The following is a 19277-nucleotide window of genomic DNA, read 5'->3' as shown; positions in this document are numbered from 1 at the left end:
CCAATGGCGTTTACCATGCAGCCCGTCCTTACTGCGTCACCTCCAAAAGGAGCGGAATGGCGTTACGAAGTAAAATATGACGGGTTTCGCTGTATTCTCCGTATTAATACGTCAGGCGTGACATTAACGAGCAGAAATGGCTTAGAGCTTAACAGCACCTTCCCTGAAATTGCTAACTTTGCCGAAACTGCTTTTCAGCATATAGAAAAGGAACTTCCGTTAACTCTTGACGGAGAAATCGTGTTTTTGGCGAATCCATTCCGTTCAGATTTTGAACATATTCAAGTGCGGGGACGTTTGAAAAGGCCGGAGAAGATACAGGAATCCGCAAACTCTCGGCCTTGCTGTTTTCTCGCATTTGACCTTTTGGAACGAAGCGGACAAGATGTATCGACTTATTCCTATATTGACCGAAAAACATCGCTGCATGAGCTGATGTCTGCTGCAAAGCTCCCGGCTGAGCCAAATCCTTATGCAAAGGAAACCATTCAGTATATCCCCCCCTACCAGCACTTCGATCCGATTTGGGAGAAGGTAATACAGTATGACGGAGAGGGAATTGTAGCAAAAAAAATCAACAGCAAATGGCTCGAAAAAAAACGGTCATCTGATTGGCTGAAATATAAAAACTTTAAACATGCCGATGTTTGTATCACAGGATTTAATCCTCACAATGGATTTCTGACGGTTTCTGTGTTAAAAAACGGTGTAATGACGCCTGTCGCCTCTGTATCACATGGGATGAGCGAGGAAGAAAAAAATGCAATACGCGCGATTATGGAACAGCACGGACATAAAACAGCATCAGGTGAATATACGCTCGAACCATCGATCTGCGCTACTGTCCAGTACTTAACGATTTTACAAGGCACGCTTCGAGAGGTTTCGTTTGTCAAATTTCAATTTCAAATGGACTGGACCGACTGCACCTTTGCACAGCTTGTGCGCCGCTCAAAGCCGGTTCATCCAAAACTGCAGTTTACAAGCCTGGATAAAATCATATTTGAAAAGCATAAAAAAACAAAAGAAGAATTCATCCAGTATATGATTGAAATCAGCGACTACCTGTTCCCGTTTCTCAAAGACCGTGCTGTCACGGTTATTCGCTATCCGCACGGATCAAGGGGCGAATCCTTTTTCCAAAAAAATAAGCCGGATTATACACCGGACTTTGTCCAATCCTTTTTTGACGGTAGCCATGAACATGTTGTCTGTAAGGACCTGTCCACCTTATTGTGGCTTGCCAATCAGCTCGCTTTAGAGTTTCATGTTCCTTTTCAAACGATTGCAAGCAGAAGGCCGGCAGAGATTGTCATTGATTTAGATCCCCCCTCCCGAGATGACTTTCTGATGGCTGTTCAGGCAGCAAATGAACTCAAACGGCTCTTTGAATCCTTCGGCATCACATCGTATCCGAAGCTTTCCGGCAACAAAGGGATTCAGCTTTACATTCCCTTGTCACCAGAAGCATTTACGTACGAGGACACACGCCAATTTACACAGCTGATTGCCGAATATTGTACCAATGCATTTCCAGACCTATTTACAACCGAACGCCTGATCAAAAACAGGCATGGAAAATTGTATCTCGATTATTTGCAGCATGCTGAAGGAAAAACGATTATCTGCCCCTATTCCACCAGGGGAAACGAGCTTGGCACCGTAGCGGCGCCGCTGTATTGGCACGAGGTGCAGCCATCTTTGACACCGGCGATGTATACAATCGATACCGTCGTTGACCGGGTCAAGAAACACGGATGCCCGTTTTATGAATTTTACCGCAATCCGCAGGATGAACCTCTTGCCGCTATTTTGAATCAGCTGAAGAAAAAGAGCTGACTTATCCGGTCAGCTCTTTTTGTTGTTTCAACTGTATTTTTTCTCCAAACGCTCACTTTCCTGGCGCTGCAGCGGGCTCAAGGGTTCATTATACAAATCGATATCCACCGCATATTTCGGCCGTCTTTTCACTTCAGAGAAAATCGTTCCGATATATTCGCCGATAATCCCGATTCCCATGAGCTGCAATCCGCCCAGAAACCAAATAGAGATGATGAGAGACGCCCAGCCCGCATTTGTGTGGCCAAGCATTTTTTGAATGACTGCGCCAATCCCCGCCATGGCGCTTACCAAAAATAATAGAAAACCCAAAAGCGTAAAAAAGCGAATCGGGGCCACACTGAAGGATGTGATTCCGTTAAATGCGAATGAAAGCATTTTTTTCAGCGGATATTTCGTTTTTCCGGCAAAACGTTCTTTGCGGTCATACAAAACTTCGGCTGACCTGAAGCCGATCATAGGAACGATGCCCCTTAAAAACAAATTGGCTTCCGGATAGCGCGCGAGTTCTTCAAGCGCCCTTTTATTCATTAAGCGAAAATCGGCATGATTATAAATTAACTTAATCCCAAGCTTATTCATGAGCCGGTAAAACCCTATAGCGGTCGTCCGCTTAAAAAAGGTATCGGTTTTCCGGCTGCGGCGCACGCCGTACACGATTTCAAAACCATCGTGATATCTCAGCATAAATTCTCTGATAACAGAGATATCATCCTGCAGATCGGCATCAATCGAAATCACGCAGTCTGATTTTTGCTTTGCTTTATGCAGACCTGCTAAAAGCGCTTTTTGATGTCCTACATTGCAGGCTAATTTTAATCCGGTTACCTTCTTGTTTTTCACACTTTCCATGGCAATCAAAGACCAGGTGCGGTCTTTGCTGCCGTCATCAACAAATAAAATTTTACTGTCTTCGGATATCATTTTTTCTTCCATTAAGCTGTTTACAACCTCCGTCAGCTGACGGCTTGTCTCTTTAAATACTTCCTCTTCATTGAAACACGGAACGACGATGGTTAACACTGGCTGTGGCTGTTTCAATCGATATCCTCCTTATTTTGTTTCGTATAAATAAATGCGCCAGGCGGAATCTTTATGGTCAAATGTTTTCACGAGCGCCAGGTGGTTTTGGTCAGCGTTCATGATGGGAACCGAAGAAAAAATATATTGTCCGCCCATTTGTTGAAACACATCTGTATTTAATTCAAGATGATTAATTGTTTTCTTCGAATTCTTTTTAAAGTCATATCGTTTGCCAAGCTCATCGACGAACAGATAGCAGCGGCTACCCCATTCATCAAAGTATCGTTTCAATTGGGCGTTTTTTTCTAGCTCTTTTTCAATGATTTTTCTAAATTCATATTTATATGAGAGCGGGTACAGGTTGTTATATGTATCTAAGGTGTAAAAACCGTTGTATTGGGCAATAGACGGATGCAGACCGATACTCGCCACCCTGTACGAATCTTGCGGGCGCCCGATATACTCCTTAATCTCTTTAAATTGGTCAGACGCGTAAAATTCACGAAACGTCGGCGCGTTGTAGTGAACGCCATACGTATACTCCTCATTAAAAGGCGCCAGGACCATCAGCTGCGCAGTAACTGCCGCATACACAAGCCATCGCCACTTTTTCCCCATCCGCCAGATGAGGTACAAAGCGAGCGCAAAACTCATGTAGATCACCAGCGGGCGCAAAAAATGAAAACGGGCAAAATTAAATTCAGCTAAAAATGCAAATTTCTGCTTTGGAACAGCCCATATTTTGTTGAACCAAAACGCATACCACAGTGACAGCGCATAATTCAGCACGCAGAGAAAAAGATAAACGTTTTCTTCCCTTGTCCGATTTCGTTTGAACAGCACAGCAAAAAAGACGAGTAATAAGATTGGAAGAATCACAACGGTATGAACTGTCATGACATGGTTATGTCCGTAGACAAAGTTTTTGACGGACAAACGCAGAGAATGCCAAACATCATGCCTTGAAGAAATAAATTCAATCCGGTGCATCGGCGCGTGTGAAATCAACATCGAATAGACAAGCCGGTACTCGACAAATAGATAAATACTTGTCATAAAAGCGATGCTGCCTAAGAAAATGAAATTCCATTTTCTTTTTGTGATGACATCATACAGCCAGAAGCATGCCATCCCAGCCAAGAAAAAGAAGAAGCCTAATACAAAGCTTGAATACAACGGCAGCAAACCGAGCGTCAGCCATTCTCTCCATGAGATATCCCCTTTTCGGATATTCAAAAAAGCCCACAGCGCCAAAGGGTATCCAAGCGTGCTCAGCATTCCAGAAGGCCAAAAAGGCGTTAAAGCAAATGCGAGCGATACGCCAATTCGGATCAATGCCGCTTTCTGTTCGGGAATCACATGTTTCTTCAGCAGCACATACATTCCGAAGAAAGCGACAACTCTCGTAATGGTCTGGCTTACCGCATAGGCGGTCATAGAAGAAAACAACGCGTGCAGCCAAACAATTCCGCTCCACTCAGTGCCGAACGCATCCCGTGGCAGTCCGTTAATGATTTGCGGAATGGCAGCATCAACTTTGCCGATGATTTCTCCGCTGTCGGCCAGCACCTTGTACCAAGCGATATTGGAATCCAAATTATCGTGTACGCGAATATGGGCGTCTTCCTTCAAAATAAAAAGCGGGGAGACATACAGCAAAAGGAGAAATAAAGCCATCAAAAGATAATATGTTTCTTTTTTGTGTTGTCTTAATCGTAACATCCCTAACACATCCATCTGTTATTCTGACTTCTATTGGGCATGATCTGCCTCACCTGTCAAAATTTATTATCCCTTTTCCCTTCTAAAACATTCATCAAATGACAATCCTTTCTGCATTTTTCAAACTGGTCTTCAACCCATTAATTCCCGCTATCCATAAGGCTGGATCACTTACTATACTGGTAGAAGGGAGGGGATACATGTGTTCATCTTACTTTCATTGGTCATACTTGCTGTTATGCCATTTATATATAAAGCAAACCGCAACACAAAAGATGTGAAGGTCAACACGATTTCAATTGATCAGCAAGACGGCCTTCCAGCAAGAAAAAAACTGAATATCCTTCATTTATCGGATCTTCATTTAGAAAACATTTCTGTATCGCCTGATGAGCTGTATCGTTTAACAAATAATCAACCTGTAGACATCATTGCGCTGACCGGAGATTTTCTTGACCGGAAACGAAATATTCCAAAGCTTGCCGGCTACTTGCAGGCACTGCAACAACTGAAGCCTGCTTATGGCATGTACGCGGTGTTTGGCAATCATGATTATGTATTAAAAGATAAGGACTTTCAAAGATTAAAGCGAGTGCTGGAGGAAAATGGCTGCATTACGCTGCAAAATGAACATGTTCACATCAATACTGATGCAGGGCCTGTTAATATTATCGGAATTGACGATTACAGTACGAATCGCAGTAAAATCACAAACTCTTATAAAGGCCTTCAGAATGGCTATTACCTTGTATTGACACATGATCCAAACATTATTTTAGAGATGCAGGATATTCATTTTGACTACCTGTTATCAGGCCATTTTCACGGAGGGCAAATCCACTGGCCAAAGCCGTATCATTTGGTGAAAATGGGCAAGCTTGTACGCATGAATATGATTAAAGGGCTTCATTATCATCACGATAAACCGTTTTATATCAGTGAAGGTTTAGGACAAACTGGCGTTAATATCCGTGTAGGAAGCCGCCCCGAAGTGACTTTCCATCAAATTTAAAAAGACTGTGCTGACCATGGCATCAGTCTTTTTTTTGATAGGTGTGCTGAAGCTTTTCTTTCGAGATAAACAAATAGGATGAATCCGGCAGATTTCGCAAGCTCACTGGCTTTGACGTTAAATATAAAATCGGCATATGGGTGATTTTTTTAAAGGATCTGTAAAAAGGATTGACCGGGGTTACCACGTCAAAGCCGAGTCTTTCTACCCCTTTATCAAGCATTGTAATGCCAATGATTCCTTTGATTTTTTCGCTTTTTTTATGATTGTTGATATACTCCAGCAGCATCGGCATTGATTGATATACTTTTTGATAAATAATGATTCCTTTTCTGACTGCGCTTTCAATGCTTTGCAGTTCCCTGATCAGCTTGATGTTGTGCAGATGGATTTTAACGAGCACATCGTTTTTTCTTATATGGGTTCCGTCACTCAGCACGACATGATGCCCTTTGTATTTCGTCAGTCTGACTCGAAAGACGCATTTTCGCTCATCTTCAATCAAAGTCAGCCTCGAAAAAAAGAAATAAATCGGGTCAATTACTCTCCAAATGGAAAGGAAACAGGTTTTCATCTCTTCACCTTCCTTATCATCAAAAAAAACACCCTTATATTTTGTGATGATTCTCCCCAAAATATAGTTGCCATATTTTTAAGGAGGACGGACATGACAAACATTCTTATTTTTCCTTTTTTAAGCATTTCCACCGGGCATCATCATGTTGCTGATACCCTGAAGGCTGATCTGGAATCTAAAGGACTGCATTCAGAAAAAATTGATATCTTTTCACATACGTATAAACGTTTAGAACAACTGTCCTCCTCAGCTTATTTAAAATGGATTCAATATTTCCCGAAAACGTACAGCGGAATATACAAGCTTCTCGCTTGCGGAGAGTGTAAAAATGTCAAACGCTATGCCATGTATGAATGGCTGTTTATGCAAAGCATGAGACAGATTCTCAAAGAAAAACAGCCTGATATCGCCTTCTGCACACACGCCCTGCCTTCTTACCTGCTAAACCGGCTGAAACCGGAATATCCAAACATGACCATTGTAAATGTATACACGGATTTTTTTGTGAATCAGGTATGGGGGCGGAAGAACATTGACTACCACTTTGTCCCGATCATGGATATCAAGAAGCAGCTCATGACCGAAGGAATCAGCCAGGAAAAAATATTTTTGACCGGCATTCCCGTTCACCGGGCTTATGAAACAGGAACCGCAGAAACCTGTCAGCATCGTCCGCCTTATACCGTCATGATTACAGGCGGCAGTATGGGAGTCGGAGGTATTTTTAAGCTGGTCCAGGAGCTGTCGCCAGGCGGAAACATCTTATACAAAATATTATGCGGCAGAAACGAAAAGCTCTACCGCTATGTCAAAAGTTTACAACATCCTTTTATCGAAGCGATCCCATACCTTCACAGCAAAGCAGAAATGAACAGTTTGTACGCACAAGCCTCAGGCGTCATGACAAAGCCAGGAGGCGTAACCATCAGTGAATGCTTAAAGAAAAGGCTTCCGGTTTTTATCTATCATGCGCTGCCGGGACAGGAGGAAATGAATGTGAACCTGTTAAAAGAACGGCAGCTTGTCACAGATATAAGAAACTGGGATATGAAGCGGGCAGAGGAACGCATTTCCGCATTTTTTCAATCGAATGAACGGGCAGCAGCAGAGAAGCAAGTCAGGGAGTATCTTGGCCAAATGTGTGACCGGGAGATTGGGGAGGTTTTAAAAAGGATATTAGATGAATGTGAACATAAAAAAACACCCTCCTGAAAAGAGAGTGTGGAATGACTAACGAAACAGTAAATGCTGGCTGTGAATACCTGCTTTCTTCAGCAGGAGGATCAGCTGGTCCTGCTCATCAGACGAAAGGCCTGAAAACGCTCTCGCTATACGGAGCGCATGGATTGGATAAATTTTATCCAAATACTCATTCCCTTTATCCGTGAGATGCGCGTAAACGGAGCGTTTATCTTTCGGGTCCTGCTCCCTGACTAAAAACCCGTTTCTTTCTAGCTTGTCAATGACATATGTGACGTTTCCGCTTACAAGCAGAAGTCGCGACCCAATTTGCTGTAATTTTTGCGGGCCTCTCGTATACAAAAGTTCCAGTACGGCAAATTCTGTGGGATTAAAGCCGTGCTCTTTGCTGTCACGGATGCTGTGTTCAGACACACTTTTGAAAGCCCTTGCAAAAACTCTGTACAAATTCATCGCACGCTCAACTTCTTCTTCGTTAAACGATAATCTCATCATATCTACCCCGTATATAGAATTTTTATAAAAAAATAATGAAAACCCTTACATATAATAAGAGTTTAATGCCCTTATTATTTTTATTCGCTATAATTCGAGAAATTCCTTTTCAGGAAACAAAAAAATCCTTATACTCGTTATTTTGTATAAGGATTTTTTTGGTGATATGGGATGCTGCGAAAGAAATATGCGTATTCCTTCCGCAGTTCAGAAAGTGTCATTTTGTTCATTACTTCTTTATTATAAACTCCGATTTGAAAGAGTTTTTCTGAATAATGGCTTCGTTCTTTTTCTAATGCAGTTTTCAATAAATTACTCATAGCGTCCTCCTTCATTTTAAGGTATCCTCTAAATAAGATACTCTTTTTAAATGAATGTGGTGTGAATCTAATGTAAAGAATTTATGTTTACGAAGATTTTCGGTAAAGTCCGTTTTGAACTGATCTTAAAAGCTGAAAAGCATGTTCTCCGGCAAGCTGCATAAACGTTTCAAGCATTTCATCCCGTTTCATATCCAACTCGATTATTTCCTTTGCCAGTGAGACCGCTTTTTCTTCCTCCATGATTATCCTTCCTCCTCATTTAATCGTTACATAAAGGATAAAACGCGCTTATAGGTTACGCATCATTCTTGTTAATTTTTCTGCCGTATTTTTTCAAAAATCTGCTATTTCATGTTAGAAAATATAACAAGCGTCAGGTTTTTTCTCTATGTTTTTTATATACTATTATCAAAAGACATCCAGGGGTGGAAAAATGACCACAGAAGATCATTCTTATAAAGACAAAAAAGTGATTTCAATCGGGATTGTCAGTGAATTGACAGGGTTGTCCGTAAGACAGATCAGGTATTATGAGGAGCGTAAGCTGATTTATCCGCAGCGTTCTTCAAGGGGAACGAGAAAATATTCTTTTGCCGACGTCGAGCGGCTGATGGATATTGCCAACAAACGCGAAGACGGCGTGCAGACAGCTGAAATTTTAAAAGATATGCGCAAAAAAGAACAAATGGTAAAAAACGATCCGCAAGTACGAAAAAAAATGCTGGAGGGGCAGCTTAATGCTCACTTTAGGTACAAAAACCGTTAAACGATAAAAGTCCGCCTCGCAATCTGAGACGGACTTTTATCGTTTATAATGAGTGAATGAATGCAGTCGCAATACCAAAGTAAATTAATAATGACAAAATATCATTTAACGTCGTAATGAGCGGGCCTGACGCAATGGCCGGGTCTACATTCAGTCTATGCAGAATAATGGGGATGATTGTTCCGGACATCGTGCCGATAATTAAGGTCAGCAGCAGTGAAGAGCCGACAACAAATCCTAAAAGCACATTCCCCTGCCATATAATGGCGATCACCGTAATTAAGACAGAACAGACGGCACCGATATAAATACTCGTTCTGAGCTCCCGAAAAATCAGTTTCACAATCGTTGTTTTATTCATTTCTTCTTTAGATAAACCTCTGATGACAACCGCGAGAGACTGTGTTCCTGTATTCCCTGTCATCCCTGACACCATCGGCATAAAGAATGCCAGCGCCACGACCTGCTTCAGCGTATCTTCAAAATAGCTCATGATGCTGCCTGAAATCAGCCCGATGAACAAAAGCAGGATCAGCCATGGAAGGCGGCGGTATGCTGCAACATATGCTTTTGTATCGAAGGTAATGGCTTTACCTGATGCAGCGAATTTTTCGTAGTCCTCATCGGCTTCCCGAATAACGACGTCGATGATATCATCGACCGTCACGATCCCGACAAGCACATTGTTTTCTTCCACAATCGGAATCGCTAAGAAATCGTAACGTTCAATCAGCCGCGCCACTTCTTCCTGATCTTGAAGCGCGTCTGCTGCAATGACACGGGTAAACATCAAGTCTTGTACCTTTTCTTCCGGTTCCCCGAGAATCAAATCGCGATATGACAGAACGCCGACAAGCTGCTTACTGTCATTTATAACATATAAGTAGTTGATAGACTCTGCGATTTCCGCGAAACTTTTTAGTTTGACGACCGCGTCTTTTACCGTGTAATGCTGAGGAATCCACACATAACGGTTGGTCATCATGCGCCCCGCTGAATCAGCCGGGTAATTCATAAGGAGCTGAACGGCTTTTGACTCTGAGGCTTCCATGCTGGATAAAAGCTGTTCCTTCAGTTCTTCATCCATTTCTTCAAGCAATTGAGCGAGGTCATCGTTGTCCATTTTGTTCATGGCGAGTGTTGCTTTTGTTTTTCCGACTTTATTTAAGACGGCTAGCTGAAATTCCCGTTCCAGTTCGCCGATCATATCAGTAATATCATCAACAGTTAAATAAGATAAATAGCGGGCGCGGTGTTTTTCCGGCATTTCTTTAAAAATAAACGCCATATCATAGGGCTGAAGCTCATCAATAACACTTCTGAAATCCCTGATTTTTCCGTCTCGCAATAAGATAATGATGCGTAAAATGAGTTCGTCATAGGTCATGTTTTGAACCATCGGGACTCGTACCTCCTCTACGGAGACGTGCCGGCCTCGCCAGAAGGTGCGGCAGATCGTCTCCTCATCGTGTAATCAATTGTCTTGCTGTCATAGTATATGGGTACTTCTTCAGATTGACTCGAATGGGGAGAATCCATACTCCGCACCTCCTTTTTGTTCAACATTTCGTTTTCAAGGCATAAAAAAAGCCTTCTGGATTGAAGGTGAAAGAAGCACGGCAAAAAAAGCGTGCGGGCGCCTTCAATCGTAGAGCTTTAGCACTGTATGGCATAGGAGCAATCATCCAGCTGCATTAAAAATCACCTTATGTCGATGATTTCTGTTGACCCATTGGCGTCTTTGGACATTTTTGGGCAGCAGCGTATCTCCATACAGGAGCCTCACCTAACGAAGTTCGTAATTGAATTGACACACTGAGATTACAGAAAAAAACAAGCTATGTCAACTTAAAAAAGTTATTTATGCGTTTACATCTCATCAGATGAAATAAAATAAGGGCCTTAGCCCTTATTCTGTTGTTTGCGTCTCATCATCTTCTGAAAGCAAATGATAGGTTTCATGAAGAAATAAGGCGTATTCCCCTTCCTTCGTCGGATGTGGAACATACTCAGCCTGATTGATGTATTGTTCTTCTTTCTTTTCCAAGCGCTTCGCCTCCTTTTCTTATTAGATTGTCCAAAAAGCGGCTCGTTATCATGAAAAAAACCCCGCGGGTGCGGGGTTAGTCGTCTAATTCCTGTTTCATAATACGTCCGTCCTTTGCAGAGATGTCAAATTCTGCTTCAGTCCCTTGTTTCGTTTGAACCTCAATTTCGTAGATATAAGCACCGTCGTCTTCATCCAGCTTGCTTTCTGTGACGGTTCCAGCTGTTTTCTTTAGAGCAATCTGTTCTGCTTCTTCTTTTGTCAAAACAACTTGCTCTTTTTTCTCTTTTAACGGGTCATTGAGCGCTTGTTTGGTCTTGATATCCACATAAACATCATAATCTTCACCGTCTTTTTCGATTTCAACTTCATAAGCTTCTTTGCCGTTATAGATGTCTCTGTCGATGTCATCCACTGTTCCGTCAACAACTGTTTTGGCAATGGACTCCGCTTCTTGTTCAGTAAGTCCGCCAGTTTCAGAAACAGACTGTGTATGTTCATTATTTTCTTTCGCAAACGCGTTGTAGCTGAATCCTCCGGCCGCTAAACACCCTGCTAATAAGCCAATCATCCATCTTTTCTTCAGCATATGTGATTCCTCCCTTGTTCGTTATGAGTTCAGTTTACACACTCAACATGAAAGGAAAACGAGAGAAAGATGAGAATTTGATGAGAAAACCATTAGTCTTCATAGATAATATTAGAAACTTTGCCGGTATAGGCGTTTATTTTCACCGTAGCTTCCTTGTCATTCGGGAGATCAACATCTACTTCAAACAGGAGAGTGCCTTCGCTTTCTTCCAAATCGGCGTCATCCGCTTTTCCTCCAGCCTCACGCTCTGCAATGGCTTTTGCCTCTTTTTCCGAAATTGTTGTCTTTTGTTTGTCTTTGCTGCTGATTTTATCAGCGGACACCACCGCTTTTGTCTTCATATCTACCTTCACTTCGTATGTTTCCCCATTATTTTTTTGAATGGTATACGACGCAACTCCGTGTTTTCGCGTGTGTTTTTTGACGGTGCCCGGCACCCGCACCAGAGCGAGCTGCTCAGCTTCTTTTTCTGTCATCTCAGATGTGTTCGTCTTTTTCACTCTGTTCATTGACAATATGTCGCCCGATTTAGCATCAGCTTTTAGAAAATAAATTCCTTTTGGATTTTCCAGAGTCATATCATACGTTTTTTTATCATTGGATTGCGTCACTTTTGTGATGTCGCCTTCATAGGAGGTTTCTACTTTTTTTATGACTGCCTCCTTTGACAGCGCGTCCTCATGAGTCTGCTTAATGATAAGAACCGCGCAGATGACAATGGCTAAAACGGCTGCCGCCGCCGCAGCTCCTGTTTTCATACGTTTTGTCATAGCGCTCCCCCATTCTGTTCTCTAAATTGCATTGTGACATTTGTTCCCTGTCCCGGTTTGCTTTTTACAGACAGGTCAATGCCATGCTCATCGGCAATATGTTTGGCAATGGATAGACCTAGACCCGTTCCGCCTGTTTTGCGGTTACGCGCCTCATCCGCCCGGTAAAAACGTTCAAACAGACGCGGGATATGCTCTTCAGGTATGCCGATTCCTTCATCCCTTACAGACAAAAACGGACGTCTGTTATTGATTCCTGCGGAAATCACAATGGCCTTGTCACTATACTTTATGGCATTATCAAGCAAAATCGTCAGCAGCTGCTTTATGCGTTCTTCATCTGCCGTTACAAGCAAATTCTCCTTGTCCGTCTCGAGAAAGATGTCGCGTTTATAAACCGGCTGGAGTGTTTGTATGACGGCGCGCGACACTTCGATCAGGTCAACCGTTTTCAGATCAAGCTCCAGTTCTTTATGGGTCTTGGCCAGCGTAAGCAGCTGATTGGTCAGTTTTTTCATATGGACCGCTTCTGAATGAATAGCTTCAATGGATTCCTCAAGCACTTCAGGCTTTTTTGCCCCCCAGCGTTTCATCAGATTGCTGTAGCTTTCAATAATGGTGAGCGGGGTTTTCAGCTCGTGTGAAGCGTCTTGGACGAATTGCTGCTGTTTATCGTAGTGCTCTTTCAGCATGCTCGCCATCTCATTAAAGGTCAGCCCCATTTGATACAGTTCGTCATGCGACTGTCCTTCCAGAGAAATTGTTTTGAATGCTTTTTCTCTCTGTATGTCTTTCATCGTTGTCACCAATTGTCTGATTGGATTGGTGATATGGCGGGCGAGTAAGCTGCCGGCAAAGAAGGAAGCGATACAGACAGCCGCGCTGGCCGCAATTAAGATGATTCTTAGCAGAAGAAGACTCTCTTCTGTATGCTCCAGCCTTTCCACGAGCTGAAGCGATACGACTTGTCCGTCTGTCCAAATGACCGGGACAGCTGCTGCTGCAAACAGTTTGCCTTCATGCTTTGTCACGTCTGTCGTTTCCCCGCTGTGAAAAGAAAGAGGGAAGTCTTTATATGCTTTTTCCTTTGTGATGGTCATGACGGCTTTCCGATCCGCACTCACTACCCGCACCATTCCATTTGCCGGAAGATAGGCCTGCAGCATATCCTGCAAAGCCACTCCTTGTGTTTCGGCGGTATGAAGAGCTTCGGCGATATTGTCCGTTTCATCGGCAAGACGGGCCGCATCCTTTGAGGTGAGTGCCGATGAAAAAATGAGATAGACCGCAGTATGAACCAATACTAATAAAATCAACAGCCAAATGGATGTATAAAGATGAATCTTTGTCTTCAGCTTCATCATTTACCCCTTAATGGTATAGCCGACCCCGCGTACGGTATGAATCAGCTGTTTTTCGTAAGGATAGTCCAATTTTTTTCTGATATATCTTATGTACACGTCGACGACATTTGTATCACCGATGTAATCAAACCCCCATACAGAGCTGAGAATTTGCTCTCTCGTCAGCACTTGCTGCGGATGCTTCAGCATATAGACGAGCAAATCAAATTCCCGGGGCGTTAATTCAACTTCTTTGTCTCCCCGTCTGACTTCACGTGTTTTCTCGTTCACCTGCAAATCGTCATATGTCAAAAATGTGCCGATATCCTCTGTTTTGCTTCCGGTTTGGCGGAGTGCCGCTCTGATTCTGGCAAGCAATTCTTCAATTTCAAACGGCTTGGTGACATAGTCATTCGCACCGATGTCAAGCCCCGTTACCTTATCTGGAACGCTGTCGCGGGCTGTTAATAAAATAACCGGTGTCTCTTGATCCGTTTTCCTCAGCCGGCGCAGCACTTCAAGCCCGCTCAACCCTGGCAGCATGACATCGAGCAGCAATAGGGAATACGAACCTTCCGTGACCGCGTTAAGTCCTTCAGAGCCATTATGTTTGATGGTGACGCTGTATCCTTCATATTCCAATTCAAGCTGAAGGACCCTGGCGATTTTTTCTTCATCTTCCACAATTAATATGTGCCCTTTTTCCAATTCCGATCATCCTCTCATGTTCCTATATGAAAAAAATGATTTCATTGTTTACAAAATGATTCTTATCATCTATTATGATGTCAAAATAAAAAATTGTATACGGAAAGCACTAGGGGTGCTGTTATGGCTGAGATAAAGCGCGCAAAAACGCGCTTTGATCCCTTATGACCCGATCTGGATAATACCAGCGTGGGGAAGTGCAGGTTGACCGAAAGGTGTATTTTTTCGTGCGCTTACTCGATCTATGACTGCATATTCCCTAAGGATATGCAGTTTTTTATTTTACCAAAAAAACAGGAGGTCAGAGAAATGGACAACTTATGCGGTACAAGCAGAATCGCCGGATTTCGGTTCTCTTTATACCCGATGACAGATGATTTTATCAGTGTGATCAAGTCTGCGCTGAAAAAAACGGATACGTCAAAGGTTTGGACAAAGACCGATCATATCAGTACAGTTTTGCGCGGATCGATCGCTCATGTATTCGACGCCGCTAAAGCCATCTACCTGTATGCAGCAAATAGCGAAAAGCACATTGTCATGAACGGGACGTTTTCCATCGGCTGCCCGGGCGATACACAAGGAGATACATATCTGACAGCAGATGAAAAGCGTGTCAACGAAGAATCTGTTCACGACCTGAAAGCAGAGGCTCCTTGCCAATTTGCGCTTTATCCGATGAATGAGCCGAATTATATGGACATCATCATGAAAGCTGTTGAAATCGCTAAGGCTGACGGCACCTTTGTACAGGGTGTTCATTACGCAAGTGAGGTAGACGGAGATGCACACGACGTGTTCCGGACACTGGAAGCCGCTTTCCGCATGGCAAATCAGCAAACAGCCCATGTCACCATGACCGTGAACTTCTCGGCAAACAGTCCATCAAGAAAACAGAAAGCAGGGATAAAATGAAAAGCTGGAAAGTAAAAGAAATTGTCATCATGTCTGTTATCAGTATTGTTTTTGGCATTGTGTATTTAGTATTCACCCATTTCGGAAACGTACTTGCAGGGATGTTCGGGCCCATCGCTTATGAACCGATTTACGGCATTTGGTTTATCGTGTCGGTGATTGCCGCGTACATCATTCGTAAACCGGGCGCGGCCCTTGTTTCAGAAATCATCGCAGCTCTCGTTGAATGTTTGCTGGGAAATCCTTCAGGCCCGATGGTTATCGTTATCGGCATTGTTCAAGGTCTCGGAGCAGAAGCTGTATTTCTTGCGACACGCTGGAAAGCTTATTCCCTTCCTGTGCTGCTTCTGGCGGGTATGGGGTCTTCGGTGTCCAGCTTTATTTATGATTTCTTTGTTTCCGGTTATGCGGCGTACTCACCGGGCTATCTGCTCATTATGCTTGTGATCCGTCTCGTTTCAGGTGCGGTCCTGGCCGGCCTTCTCGGAAAAGCTGTCAGCGATTCTCTCGCATATACGGGTGTCTTAAACGGAATGGCACTCGGAAAGGAACTGAAAAAGAAACGGAAACGGGTATCAAATCATGCAAGCCTATAACAAGTTGCTTTCGGTTGACCGGCTTAGCTTTTCATATGAAGAAAACGAGAAACCGATTTTTCAGGATATAACGTTTGAGCTCCAAAAAGGAGAATGCGCTTTATTGTTAGGGCCGAGCGGGTGCGGAAAAAGCTCGCTTGCCCTCTGTTTAAACGGGCTTTACCCTGAAGCTTGCGACGGGATGCTGTCTGGGCATGTATTCTTATTTCAAAAACCGATCACTGACGCTGAAACCTCTGAAACAATCGCTCAGCATGTCGGAGTCGTCTTTCAGGACCCTGAGCAGCAGTTTTGTATGCTGACAGTAGAGGATGAAATCGCCTTTGGATTGGAAAATCTGCAAATCCCCCAAGAAGAAATGGTGAAGAAAATTGATGACGTTCTGGAAAAATTACACATCACTCATGTAAAGGAAAAAACGATTTCCACTCTGTCAGGGGGACTGAAGCAAAAAGTCGCGCTCGCCTGTATTTTGGCGATGGAGCCTGAGCTCATTATTCTGGATGAACCGACTTCCCTTTTAGACCCTTATTCAGCACGGGAATTCGTTCAAATGATCAAAGAGCTTCAGCAGGAAAAAGGCTTCGGCCTTCTCGTGATCGAACATCAGCTTGATGAGTGGGCGCCTTGGGTTGAAAGAACAATCGTACTGGATGGAGCAGGCAAGAAAGCCTTAGACGGGCCGACTAAGGATATGTTTCAGCATCACTCAAACATGTTAAGAACAATGGGAATCGCTGCGCCAAAAATTTGTGGCTTACAAGAAAACGTGAGCATACCGTTTACATTGTCAAAAGAAACGCTGTTCAAGGAACCCTTCCCTGCTGGGCCTGCTGAAGAAGCAGCGGTTCTTTCTGCTGAACACGCGGTGCAGGTCCAGAACTTATCGTTTTCAAGAGGACAGCAGACCATTTTCAAAGACATCAGTTTTTCATTGCGTGCAGGCTCTTTGACGGCACTTGTCGGGCCAAACGGCACAGGAAAATCTACGCTGTTGTCTGTTCTCGCCCGTTTGCTCAAACCCAAAAGCGGCAAGATTCTTCTGCATGATAAGCCGCTGGAGTCTTACAAAGAAAAAGAGCTTCGCAAACAAATGGGATTGGTTTTCCAAAATCCAGAGCACCAGTTTGTGACTGACACAGTATATGATGAGCTGCTGTTTGGCCATGCGGCAAATGCCGAAACCGAGAAAAAAGCGCAGAACCTGCTGCAGCGTTTCGGCCTTGCACATTTGGCGGACCACCATCCGTTTGCGATCAGCCAAGGGCAAAAACGGCGGCTGAGTGTCGCCACAATGCTGATGCACGATGTAACGGTTTTGCTTTTAGACGAACCGACCTATGGCCAAGACGCCAAAACAGCCGCTGAATGCATGGAAATGATTCAGCATATCCAGACAGAAGGCACCGCTGTCCTCATGATCACACACGATATGGAGCTTGTATCTTCATATGCTGACAGCGTGCTTGTGCTTCACGGCACACATTTGGCCTTTGACGGAACACCGGAACAATTATTTTCTAGGGAAGCCGAGCTCGTCCAAAAAGCAAAGCTCACCCTCCCCCTTCGATATGAATGGATGACATACCAGCAGGAGGTGCGTGATGAAGCAGCCGTTACATCTCATTAACCCGGCAGTAAAAGCAGCGGCGGTTTTTTGCTGTGTCGTCATGCTGTCGTTTATTTACAATCCTTACACACCGGCGTGCTTTTATATCATGATTGTTGCGGGTGTCTTGTTTGCGGCCAGAATACCGCTGAAAAAATGGCTTTTGTTCACGATTCCGTTTTTGATTTTAGCATTCGGCTGCGTATGGACAGCCGCTGTTTTCGGCAAGATTCCGACGACCGCAGATAATTTTCTGTTCCAAGCCGGCCCTTTTTCGATCAACAGTGAAAATGTGGCTGTCGGCATCTCACTCGGGTTTCGGATTTTGTGCTTTTCTGCCTTATCAATGATGTTTGTTTTTACAACCGATCCGATTTTATTTATGCTGAGTCTTGTGCAGCAGTGCAAGCTGTCCCCGAAGCTTGCATATGGCGTCATTGCCGGATTTCGTTTTCTCCCTCTGTTAAAAGAGGAGGTCCAGCTGATCCAGCAGGCACATAAAATCCGAGGCGGAGCGGCGGAAAATGGATTAAAAGAAAAAATCAGCGCGTTAAAGCGCTATACCATCCCGCTATTAGCAAGCGCGATCAGAAAAGCGGAACGAACAGCTCTTGCGATGGAATCAAAAGGATTTACAGGCAGCCGAAACCGGACGTATTACCGGTCGCTTACCGTCAGCCCGCGCGACTGGCTGTTCTTTTTCCTCATTCTCTTGTTATTCGCAGGATCTTTTCTTGTGTCTTTATGTTTTACCTCATAGAAAAAGCCGCTATGTTGAATAGCGGCTTTTTTATTATTGATGATAGTTCAATGCTTGGGCAAGATTGGTTTTAATATTAATGTTCGTAAAATCAATTCCAAGCTGTACAGCGGTTTGCGCAATTTCTGGTCTGATTCCAGACAATGTGGATCTGACACCGATTAAAGTAAGCGCCTCAATCAATTTAAAGATTTGGTGCGCCACCATTGTATCAACAACGACGACACCTGAAAGATCGATCAACAGATGCTCAACGCGTCTTTTCGCACATGCATTAAGCGTGTTCTCAAGAATAAACTTTGCCCGTTCAGTATCAATATCACCGACAAGCGGCAGCAGAGCTGTCGTTTTGCTCAGAGTAATGACAGGCGAGCTTAATTCCAGTATCATTTCTCTCTGGGCATTTAATTGCTGTTTTGCATTCGATTCAGCGTGATCGACGAATGTATAAATGGTAAAATCAAAAACTTTCACAATCAAATCGGCCCATTTTTGTTTCTCTCCCGGTCCAAATGCCGACTCGTTTTCTTCTGCGAACTTCTCAAAATACTTCGTATATAATCTTCGGTTTCTCATAAACTCACGGATGACGTATTGCACCGGGGTATCGAGATGTTTTTGATCATTCGTCAGCTCAATAACCCATTGTTGAAATTCATCGAGAAATTGTTTTTCCGGTAAAACATACATGTAATTCAGATGCCGGTAGAACTCTCTGTCCTGCTCTTTCAGCTCCTCGGTTACAGTTGCATTATGTAAGGCATAAATCGAATTCGGATCGCTTTCCTCCATTGTGTCAATCCATTCCTCGGCCATTTGTTCTACATGCTCAGAAAAAAACGCAAATATTTTTTCATTCAGTTTCATCACACTGCTCCTTTCCCAACTTCTATTATAACTTGACTGACAGCTGAATCCCAGCCATACACGCTAGAGACATCCATTATTTTGAAAATTACTAATCCATTGGATTGTATCCT

At 43.5% G+C, this 19277-nt stretch carries 22 protein-coding genes and 2 riboswitches; of the genes, 8 read left to right on the top strand and 14 right to left on the bottom strand.

Annotated features, from left to right (window positions below):
• Positions 1 to 3 precede the first annotated feature (3 nt).
• A complete protein-coding gene (locus NYE43_RS07290; RefSeq protein ID WP_340927318.1) occupies positions 4 to 1839 on the top strand; it encodes a DNA ligase D in 1836 nt (611 codons plus the stop codon).
• A 27-nt stretch (positions 1840 to 1866) separates the two neighbouring features.
• Here NYE43_RS07290 and NYE43_RS07285 read toward each other — a convergent pair whose 3' ends face one another.
• Together NYE43_RS07285 and NYE43_RS07280 are read right to left on the bottom strand one after the other, a co-directional pair.
• Positions 1867 to 2880 (bottom strand): glycosyltransferase family 2 protein, encoded by a 1014-nt coding sequence (locus tag NYE43_RS07285; protein WP_024121142.1) that lies wholly within the window; start codon positions 2878 to 2880, stop codon positions 1867 to 1869.
• Between the two features lie 12 nt (positions 2881 to 2892).
• Positions 2893 to 4584 (bottom strand): DUF6044 family protein, encoded by a 1692-nt coding sequence (locus NYE43_RS07280; RefSeq protein ID WP_024121141.1) that lies wholly within the window; start codon positions 4582 to 4584, stop codon positions 2893 to 2895.
• A 238-nt stretch (positions 4585 to 4822) separates the two neighbouring features.
• Here NYE43_RS07280 and NYE43_RS07275 point away from each other — a divergent pair, with 238 nt between their 5' ends.
• Positions 4823 to 5596 carry a metallophosphoesterase gene (locus NYE43_RS07275; RefSeq protein ID WP_267476670.1) on the top strand — a complete coding sequence of 258 codons (774 nt, stop codon included), beginning with the start codon at positions 4823 to 4825 and terminating at the stop codon, positions 5594 to 5596.
• Positions 5597 to 5618: 22 nt separating this feature from the next.
• On the opposite strand, the gene NYE43_RS07270 is transcribed toward NYE43_RS07275, so the two are convergent.
• A complete protein-coding gene (locus tag NYE43_RS07270) occupies positions 5619 to 6170 on the bottom strand; it encodes a YkoP family protein (RefSeq protein ID WP_101865237.1) in 552 nt (183 codons plus the stop codon).
• A 93-nt stretch (positions 6171 to 6263) separates the two neighbouring features.
• Here NYE43_RS07270 and NYE43_RS07265 point away from each other — a divergent pair, with 93 nt between their 5' ends.
• Positions 6264 to 7385, top strand: a complete 1122-nt coding sequence (locus NYE43_RS07265; protein ID WP_198097648.1) for an MGDG synthase family glycosyltransferase — start codon at positions 6264 to 6266, stop codon at positions 7383 to 7385.
• An 18-nt stretch (positions 7386 to 7403) separates the two neighbouring features.
• Here the strand turns inward: NYE43_RS07265 and NYE43_RS07260 are convergent, their stop codons facing one another.
• The 3 genes from NYE43_RS07260 to NYE43_RS07250 all read right to left on the bottom strand — a co-directional run bounded on the left by NYE43_RS07260 (position 7404) and on the right by NYE43_RS07250 (position 8431).
• Positions 7404 to 7868, bottom strand: a complete 465-nt coding sequence (locus NYE43_RS07260; RefSeq protein ID WP_081638289.1) for a MarR family winged helix-turn-helix transcriptional regulator — start codon at positions 7866 to 7868, stop codon at positions 7404 to 7406.
• Between the two features lie 137 nt (positions 7869 to 8005).
• Positions 8006 to 8188 carry a hypothetical protein gene (locus NYE43_RS07255; RefSeq protein ID WP_024121137.1) on the bottom strand — a complete coding sequence of 61 codons (183 nt, stop codon included), beginning with the start codon at positions 8186 to 8188 and terminating at the stop codon, positions 8006 to 8008.
• Positions 8189 to 8275: 87 nt separating this feature from the next.
• On the bottom strand, positions 8276 to 8431 hold the full coding sequence (locus NYE43_RS07250; RefSeq protein ID WP_010333974.1) for a hypothetical protein: 156 nt from the start codon (positions 8429 to 8431) through the stop codon (positions 8276 to 8278).
• A gap of 193 nt (positions 8432 to 8624) precedes the next feature.
• Between NYE43_RS07250 and tnrA the strand changes: the two genes are divergently transcribed.
• On the top strand, positions 8625 to 8957 hold the full coding sequence (gene tnrA / locus NYE43_RS07245) for a MerR family transcriptional regulator TnrA (protein ID WP_003239028.1): 333 nt from the start codon (positions 8625 to 8627) through the stop codon (positions 8955 to 8957).
• Between the two features lie 43 nt (positions 8958 to 9000).
• Here tnrA and mgtE read toward each other — a convergent pair whose 3' ends face one another.
• From mgtE to NYE43_RS07210, 7 genes are all read right to left on the bottom strand, one after another.
• Entirely contained in the window at positions 9001 to 10356 is a 1356-nt protein-coding gene (gene mgtE, locus NYE43_RS07240; RefSeq protein WP_024121136.1) for a magnesium transporter, read from the bottom strand.
• Between the two features lie 17 nt (positions 10357 to 10373).
• Positions 10374 to 10496 (bottom strand): hypothetical protein, encoded by a 123-nt coding sequence (locus NYE43_RS07235; protein ID WP_010330178.1) that lies wholly within the window; start codon positions 10494 to 10496, stop codon positions 10374 to 10376.
• Positions 10497 to 10591: 95 nt separating this feature from the next.
• Positions 10592 to 10758: riboswitch (M-box (ykoK) riboswitch) on the bottom strand.
• 108 nt (positions 10759 to 10866) lie between these two features.
• Positions 10867 to 11004 (bottom strand): transcriptional regulator SplA domain-containing protein, encoded by a 138-nt coding sequence (locus NYE43_RS07230; RefSeq protein WP_003218541.1) that lies wholly within the window; start codon positions 11002 to 11004, stop codon positions 10867 to 10869.
• 76 nt (positions 11005 to 11080) lie between these two features.
• Positions 11081 to 11593, bottom strand: coding sequence for a PepSY domain-containing protein (locus NYE43_RS07225; protein WP_101860630.1), 513 nt, complete (start codon positions 11591 to 11593; stop codon positions 11081 to 11083).
• A 92-nt stretch (positions 11594 to 11685) separates the two neighbouring features.
• Positions 11686 to 12366, bottom strand: coding sequence for a PepSY domain-containing protein (locus NYE43_RS07220; protein ID WP_341061413.1), 681 nt, complete (start codon positions 12364 to 12366; stop codon positions 11686 to 11688).
• A complete protein-coding gene (locus NYE43_RS07215) occupies positions 12363 to 13727 on the bottom strand; it encodes a sensor histidine kinase (RefSeq protein ID WP_268543616.1) in 1365 nt (454 codons plus the stop codon). The genes NYE43_RS07220 and NYE43_RS07215 overlap by 4 nt, the downstream gene beginning before the upstream one ends.
• Positions 13728 to 13730: 3 nt before the next feature.
• On the bottom strand, positions 13731 to 14417 hold the full coding sequence (locus tag NYE43_RS07210; RefSeq protein WP_198097650.1) for a response regulator transcription factor: 687 nt from the start codon (positions 14415 to 14417) through the stop codon (positions 13731 to 13733).
• 101 nt (positions 14418 to 14518) lie between these two features.
• A riboswitch (TPP riboswitch) is annotated at positions 14519 to 14630 on the top strand.
• Between the two features lie 96 nt (positions 14631 to 14726).
• Here NYE43_RS07210 and NYE43_RS07205 point away from each other — a divergent pair.
• The 4 genes from NYE43_RS07205 to NYE43_RS07190 are packed head-to-tail and all read left to right on the top strand — an operon-like array spanning position 14727 to position 18297.
• Positions 14727 to 15332: a YkoF family thiamine/hydroxymethylpyrimidine-binding protein gene (locus tag NYE43_RS07205; RefSeq protein WP_044156171.1), complete on the top strand. Its 606-nt coding sequence runs from the start codon at positions 14727 to 14729 to the stop codon at positions 15330 to 15332.
• Positions 15329 to 15928 (top strand): ECF transporter S component, encoded by a 600-nt coding sequence (locus NYE43_RS07200; protein WP_101860626.1) that lies wholly within the window; start codon positions 15329 to 15331, stop codon positions 15926 to 15928. The genes NYE43_RS07205 and NYE43_RS07200 overlap by 4 nt, the downstream gene beginning before the upstream one ends.
• Positions 15915 to 17558: an ABC transporter ATP-binding protein gene (locus NYE43_RS07195; protein WP_341061406.1), complete on the top strand. Its 1644-nt coding sequence runs from the start codon at positions 15915 to 15917 to the stop codon at positions 17556 to 17558. Before NYE43_RS07200 ends, NYE43_RS07195 begins: the two co-directional genes overlap by 14 nt.
• On the top strand, positions 17533 to 18297 hold the full coding sequence (locus NYE43_RS07190) for a CbiQ family ECF transporter T component (RefSeq protein ID WP_095713462.1): 765 nt from the start codon (positions 17533 to 17535) through the stop codon (positions 18295 to 18297). The genes NYE43_RS07195 and NYE43_RS07190 overlap by 26 nt, the downstream gene beginning before the upstream one ends.
• Before the next feature lie 33 nt (positions 18298 to 18330).
• On the opposite strand, the gene rsbRB is transcribed toward NYE43_RS07190, so the two are convergent.
• Entirely contained in the window at positions 18331 to 19164 is an 834-nt protein-coding gene (gene rsbRB, locus NYE43_RS07185) for an RsbT co-antagonist RsbRB (protein ID WP_024121127.1), read from the bottom strand.
• Positions 19165 to 19277: the final 113 nt, after the last annotated feature.

Origin of the sequence: Bacillus sp. FSL R5-0434 (assembly GCF_038004745.1) — a bacterium.
Classification (GTDB): domain Bacteria; phylum Bacillota; class Bacilli; order Bacillales; family Bacillaceae; genus Bacillus; species Bacillus halotolerans.
Note: the sequence above shows the minus strand (reverse complement) of the source record. Positions and strands in the feature narration are given on the sequence as shown.